Source organism: Aestuariivirga sp. (assembly GCF_020252405.1).
GTDB lineage: Bacteria > Pseudomonadota > Alphaproteobacteria > Rhizobiales > Aestuariivirgaceae > Aestuariivirga.
The window spans coordinates 1-6465 of sequence record NZ_JADCDA010000089.1 but is presented as its reverse complement, the minus strand read 5'-3'; the positions used below and the strand labels follow the sequence as shown (position 1 = coordinate 6465).

Genomic DNA, 6465 nt, shown 5'->3' with positions numbered 1-6465 from the left:
CCTCGCCAATTCTCGCCTTGAGCGAGGCAAGCTCCGCCTCCCACTCCAGCAACGCGCCCGACCACTCCGCGACCATTGTCGTCCTCCCGCCAAAAGCGGCAGGAATCACAAATCTATCGCAGACGCAACTGTAGTACTAGCGGCCTGACTTGGCGGCCTCAATGAATTTCCGGATGAGGCCGATATCCTTGATGCCGGGGGCGGATTCGACGCCCGAGGACAAGTCCACCACGGGGGCGCCGGTGACCCGGATGGCCTGTGCGACGTTTTCCCGGGTGAGGCCGCCTGCCAGCATGAAGGCCGGGCGCTGTTCGCTCCCGAGGAGACCCCAGTCAAAGGCATGGCCATTGCCGCCGGGAAGCGCATCGCTGAGCGTTTCCGGGGCCTTGGCATCATAGAGGATGAGGCTTGCCACCTCCGCAAAGGCAGCGGCGGCGGCAATGTCGGCGACGTCCCGGACCCGGATGGCCTTGATCACGGGCTTGCCTGTCAGCCGGCCGATCTCGCCGATCCGCTCGGGCGTCTCCAGCCCGTGGGCCTGAATGAAATCCGGGTTCACCCTGCCAACGATGTCCGCCAGCTGCCCGTCCCCGGCATCGACCACCAGCGCCACGATCTTGACCCGGCCGCGGGCGATGTCGGACAGTTCGGCGGCCCGCTCCAGCGACACATAGCGCGGGCTGGCGGGATAGAAGTTAAGCCCGATGTAATCGGCTCCCGCGGCGATCGAGCCTTCCACCGTCCCGGGCGTCGAGAGCCCGCAGATCTTGACCTCAACCGTCATGTCAGGCCCTCCGCAAGCGTGTCCAGAATATCCTGCGCGGCCCTGGCCGGATCCGCCGCGCCGGTGATGGCGCGGCCGATGACAAGAATGTCCGCACCCGCGGCAAGCGCCGCTTCCGGCGTTGCCACCCGCTTCTGGTCCTGTGCGGCAGCGTCCGCCGGGCGGATGCCGGGGACGACGGTGAGGAAATCGCGGCCCAGATCCTGGCGGATGCCGGCGAGGTCATGCGGGCTGCACACCACGCCATCGAGCCCCGCACGCTTCGTCAGCGCGGCGAGCGCACGGGCATGGGCTTGCGTGTTCCTGGCGGTCTCGAAGCCCGCCGCCCAGATGTCGTCGTCCGACAGGCTCGTCAGGATCGTCACCGCGATGAGCTTGGCGCGGCCGTCCACGGCTTCGCCCGCGGCCTTCATCATGTCGTATCCGCCTGTGGCATGCAGGTTCACGATGCCGGGGGTGGGCGCGATGCGCATGAGCGCCTTCATGGCGGAGGCGACCGTGTTGGGAATGTCATGCAGCTTCAGGTCAAGGAAGATGGGCAAGCCCGTCCTGGCGAGGCGCGCGTAACCGGCGATCCCATGGGCATAGAAGAACTCCATGCCGATCTTGGCCCAGCCGACATGCGGCTGCAGCGTTTTCGCCAGCGCCACGGCGTGATCGAGGTCCGGCGTGTCGATGGCAACGCAGATCGGGTTGACAGGCATGAAAGGCTCCCGGTTTCAGTGCCGCGGCCACCAGAATCCCCGTTCCGGCATTGGCCGGGGTTACGCAAGGTGGGGACGATCAGCGGGCCTTTTGATACAGCATGATGGCGGTGGCAAGGTCCTCGATCGCCGTGCCGGCGGACTTGAAAAGGGTGATCTCGCTGTCGGACGTCCGGCCGTGAACCTTGCCGCGGCACAGGTCGAACAGGTCGCCCTTCACATGGGCGAAATCGAACTTGCCCTCATCGCGCGCCTGGAGGAGATCGCCCGCTTCGGCCAGCGCGCCCCCGCGGGTATCGACATAAACGGAGGAGCGGGCCACCACGTCGCCGTCGGTCTCGCGCATGCCCGGTTTGAAAGCTCCCGCCAGATCGACATGAGCGCCCGGCTTCAGCCATGCGCCTCTGACGATGGGGACGGTCGAGGTTGTCACGCAGGTGACGATGTCCGACAGGCGCACGGCTGCTTCGGGGTCCGTCACCGAATGCGCCTCGAGGCCGTGCTGCGCGAGTTGAGCGGCCAGCGCCTGCCCTTTGGCGACGGAGCGCGTGTAGACAAATACGCGTTTCACCGGCCTGACCGCGGCATGGGCCAGCGCGAAATGGGAGCTGAGGGCTCCTGCCCCCACCAGCGTCATCGTCTCCGCGTCCTTGCGCGCCAGGTAATCGGCGGCCAGCGCCGAGGCCGCGGCGGTGCGGCGCCTTGTGATCTCGCCGCCATCCATCATGGCCACCGTCTCACCGGTTTTCTGTTCGATGAGGAGATAGCTCGCCTGGACGGTCGGCAGCCCCTGCGCCGCATTGTCGGACTTGAACACCACGGTCTTGATCCCCGCCCAGTCCCGCGACCAGGCGGGCATCAGGAGAAGCGTGGAGACATCGCTGATGCCGTGATGGTGGCGGACGGGCGTTTCGATCCCGGCGCGGAAGCCCTCGCGCAGGGCTTCCACAATGTCCTTGTAGGCGCCGAGCCGCGCCACATCCGCCTGACCGAGAATCTTCACGGGACGCTTTGCGTCCTCGCCGCGGGCAGGCTCTGCCGCAGCTCGCGCTTTTCGAGCTCATGCTGCTGCTGGGCGCGGATCAGCTCGGCCCTCGCCTCGCGCGCGCTGCGCCGGTGCTTGCCAGCCCCGCGCCAGGCCACGAACCATCCCACGAAAATGCCGGTAAAAATGCCGGCGAAGAACAGCGCCCACAGCGGCATGGCGATGGTGGCGAAGGGCTGGAGCCGGTTGATGGGATCGAAGGAGACGGTGACCCATTGGCGATTGGCCACCGCGAAGCCCACGCCGATGATGGCGATGGGCAGACCCACGGCCCAGTTGATGAAGCGCTTGAACGTCATAACGATGTTCTACGCCTTGACGGCACGGAACACAATCACGCCCCGGAGAGATTGAGCCGCTCGCGGAGTTCCTTGCCGGTCTTGAAAAAGGGCACGCGCTTGGCGACCACCTCGACCGATTCGCCGGTGCGCGGGTTCCGACCCGTGCGGGCATTGCGGGCCTTGGCGGAGAAGGCGCCGAAGCCGCGGAGTTCCACCCGGTCGCCTTCCTTCAGCGCATTGATGATCTCGTCAAGCACCGTGTTGACGATGCGCTCGATGTCGCGGTGATAGAGGTGCGGATTCTTTTCCGCGATCTTCTGCACAAGCTCGGACTTGATCATGACGCCTCCCCTATTGCCGGGCAGGGTGCCAAAGCACGAGAAGCCCGTCAAGCTGCGCCCTTTGGGCGGCTTCCTGGAAGCCCTTGAGGCCCAGGGACTTGAGGACCAGGTCAGCGGCGGAGAAGCCGAGGCCCAGGCCGTCCTCCCCGCTCTGAGGCCGCCAGTCGCGGATGGGGAGCCTCGCCGCCACGGCCTTTTCCTTTTCCATCCAGGCGACCGCCGCCGCCTCATCGCCCAGCTCGTCGATGAGCTTGTTGGCCACCGCCTGGCGGCCGGTGTAGACCCGGCCATCGGAGAGAATATCCACCGTGGGCATGGGCAGGTTGCGGCGCTCGGCGACGAGGCCCTTGAACCAGGTGAAGCCATCCGTGACGAGTTCCATGGAGACTGCGCGGGCCTTCTCCGTCATGGGCCTGTAGGGCGATGGTTCGGCCTTGAGGTCACCCGACTTCAGCTCCTCCATCTGGATGCCGACCGTGTCGAGCAGCCTGGAGAATTCCGGCATGGAAAAGATGACGCCGATCGAGCCGGTGATGGTGTTGCCGCGCGCCACGATGCGGTCCGCCGCCAGCGCCGTGATATAGCCGCCCGAGGCCGCCACCGTGTCCATGACGGCAACGACGGGCTTCTTGGCGGAGATCTGACGCACCGCGTCATAAACGGCTTCCGAACCCGCCGTGGTCCCCCCCGGGCTGTCGATCCTGAGAATCACCGCCTTCACGCGGTCCTCCCTTTCGACGCGCTTCAGCACGTCCATGGTATTCTGGTCGCCGGTGATGAGGCCGTCGATGCGGACGCGGGCGATCTGGTCGCCGCCGGTCCAGCCCTTGCTCCAGGCCAGAGCCGAGACCGTGGCAATCGCCAGAACAATGGCGAGGATGCGCCAGAACGTGACGCGGCGTTTCAGCCGGCGGCGGTCGACGATGAGTTCGGCTTCGGAGATCATGGCGGGCTCCCGTTGTCGTGAGAGGGTTATATAGGAGGCGAGGTCCGGGTGGGAAATCTTCCGCTCATGATCCGCTCGCCATTGTGGGGAGTAAAAAACAAAATGGCCGGGATTTGCCCGGCCATTCCGATGCGCGGTTGCCGTGGTACTTACTCGTCGGTCTTCTGCTTTTTCAGCGCGGCGCCGAGAATATCACCCAGGGACGCGCCTGAGTCGGAGGACCCGTACTGGGCAACGGCTTCCTTCTCCTCGGCAATCTCGAGGGCCTTGATCGAGGCGTTCATCTTGCGGGCCTTCTGGTCGAAGACGATGACTTTGGCGTCGAACTTCTCGCCCACGGCGAAGCGCTCGGGGCGCTGTTCGGCGCGGTCACGGGCGAGGTCGGCGCGCTTGACGTAGGCCGTCATGTCGGTGCCGGCGACCTTCACCTCGAGGCCGTTCTCTTCCACCTTCAGCACTTCGCAGGTGACCGTGTCGCCCTTCTTGATGCCGGCGGCCGACGCCACCGGATCGGAACCCAGCTGCTTGATGCCGAGCGAGATGCGCTCCTTCTCGCGGTCGACGTCGAGGACGCGCGCCTTGACGCGGTCGCCCTTCTTGAAGTCCTTGATGGCGTCTTCGCCGGACCGCTTCCAGTCGATGTCGGAGAGGTGGACCATGCCGTCCACATCGCCGTCCAAGCCGATGAACAGGCCGAACTCGGTGATGTTCTTGATCTCGCCCTCAATGTCGGCGCCCGGCGGATATTTGTCCGCGAAGGCTTCCCACGGGTTCTTCTGGGTCTGCTTGAGGCCCAGCGAAATGCGGCGCTTGGCCGAGTCGATGTCGAGCACCTGCACTTCAACCCCTTCCGAGGTCGAGAGGATCTTGCCGGGGTGCACGTTCTTCTTGGTCCAGCTCATTTCGGAAACGTGGATCAGGCCCTCGATGCCGTCTTCCAGTTCCACGAAGGCGCCGTAATCGGTGATGTTGGTGACCTTGCCCTTCACCCTGGCGCCGATCGGATAGCGCTCGGTGACGACTTCCCACGGATCCTTGTCCAGCTGCTTCATGCCGAGCGAGATGCGCTGCGTCTCCGGGTTGATGCGGATGATCTGGATCTTCACCGTCTGGCCGACATGGAGAACGTCGGACGGGTGGTTGACGCGCTTCCACGCCACGTCGGTGACGTGCAGCAGGCCATCGATGCCGCCCAGGTCAACGAAGGCGCCGTAATCGGTGATGTTCTTGACCACGCCCTCGACCACCTGGCCCTCGGCGAGGTTCTGCACGAGTTCGGAGCGCTGCTCGGCGCGGGTCTCTTCCATGATGGCGCGGCGCGAGACGACGATGTTGCCGCGGCGGCGGTCCATCTTGAGGATCTGGAAGGGCTGGGGAACGTTCATCAGCGGCCCCACGTCGCGGATCGGGCGGACGTCCACCTGGCTGCCGGGAAGGAAGGCAACAGCGCCACCGAGATCGACGGTGAAGCCGCCCTTGACGCGGCCGAAGATCACGCCCTCGACGCGCTCGTTGGAATTGGACATCTGCTCGAGGCGGGTCCAGGCCTCCTCGCGCCGCGCCTTATCGCGCGACAGAACGGCCTCGCCCATCGCATTCTCGATGCGCTCCAGATAGACTTCGACGGTGTCGCCGACCTTGAGCTCCGAGGCCTTGCCCGGCTGGGCGAATTCCTTCACGGCGATCTTGCCCTCGGTCTTCAGGCCGACGTCGATGATGGCAAAGTCGTTTTCGATGTTGACGACGCGGCCCCTGACCACGCTGCCTTCGGAGGCCGGATTGTCGGAATAGCTCTCCGCGAGGAGAGATTCGAAGTCTTCACGGGTGGGGGTGAGCGAGACGGCGGATTTCGCCATGTGTGTTACGGTCCTGTTCAAATCGAGGCTGGCCCGGCGGCAAAACCCGCTAGGACGTCCCTGATGGCCCCGGGGTTGAAATGGGCGCCAGAAGGGCAAACTCGACGCTTGCGTTCCAAACCCGAAAACCCCGCCCAGGCAGGCGGTTAGCTGTTCCCGAAGCCCTGAAACTATTGTGGGGCGCATTGCGGCACCCCGGTTCATGTCCATCACGGCCCTAAGGCCGGACGTCCTGTGACGGGGGCGCGTATAGGTGAAAATGGCGGGTGGGGCAAGGGAAAGGGGGCTTCGGAGGAGGGAGTGCCTCGGGCCGACTTCAAGATATTGTGACAAAGTGGATGATCTGACGCCCAAGTCTTAACGCTTTCTTAAAGCATCGGGCGTTCAACTGAAATCAGAATACCGTTTATGCTCCTCTTATGCCGTCATTCCGGCGAAGGCCGGAATCCCGCTTTGCGTCAGCACGCGTTGAAAGAAAGCTGGATTCCGGCCTTCGCCGGAATGACGG

Annotated in this window: 7 protein-coding genes; all 7 read right to left on the bottom strand. The window is 64.8% G+C overall.

What is annotated here, in order from left to right; translation table 11 throughout:
* Window positions 1–136: 136 nt before the first annotated feature.
* Window positions 137–784: a phosphoribosylanthranilate isomerase gene (locus tag IOC69_RS12670; RefSeq protein WP_290543924.1), complete on the bottom strand. Its 648-nt coding sequence runs from the start codon at window positions 782–784 to the stop codon at window positions 137–139.
* A complete protein-coding gene (pyrF, locus tag IOC69_RS12665; protein ID WP_290543923.1) occupies window positions 781–1488 on the bottom strand; it encodes an orotidine-5'-phosphate decarboxylase in 708 nt (235 codons plus the stop codon). Before pyrF ends, IOC69_RS12670 begins: the two co-directional genes overlap by 4 nt.
* A 79-nt stretch (window positions 1489–1567) precedes the next feature.
* A complete protein-coding gene (locus tag IOC69_RS12660) occupies window positions 1568–2491 on the bottom strand; it encodes an ornithine cyclodeaminase family protein (RefSeq protein ID WP_290543922.1) in 924 nt (307 codons plus the stop codon).
* Window positions 2488–2832 carry a LapA family protein gene (locus tag IOC69_RS12655; protein WP_290543921.1) on the bottom strand — a complete coding sequence of 115 codons (345 nt, stop codon included), beginning with the start codon at window positions 2830–2832 and terminating at the stop codon, window positions 2488–2490. The genes IOC69_RS12660 and IOC69_RS12655 overlap by 4 nt, the downstream gene beginning before the upstream one ends.
* 35 nt (window positions 2833–2867) lie before the next feature.
* Window positions 2868–3155 carry an integration host factor subunit beta gene (locus tag IOC69_RS12650; RefSeq protein ID WP_290543920.1) on the bottom strand — a complete coding sequence of 96 codons (288 nt, stop codon included), beginning with the start codon at window positions 3153–3155 and terminating at the stop codon, window positions 2868–2870.
* Between the two features lie 10 nt (window positions 3156–3165).
* Entirely contained in the window at window positions 3166–4101 is a 936-nt protein-coding gene (gene sppA, locus IOC69_RS12645) for a signal peptide peptidase SppA (RefSeq protein ID WP_290543919.1), read from the bottom strand.
* Window positions 4102–4250: 149 nt separating this feature from the next.
* The gene (gene rpsA / locus IOC69_RS12640; protein WP_290543918.1) at window positions 4251–5957 is read right to left on the bottom strand and encodes a 30S ribosomal protein S1; all 1707 of its coding nucleotides are present in this window, start codon (window positions 5955–5957) and stop codon (window positions 4251–4253) included.
* Between the last annotated feature and the right edge of the window lie 508 nt (window positions 5958–6465).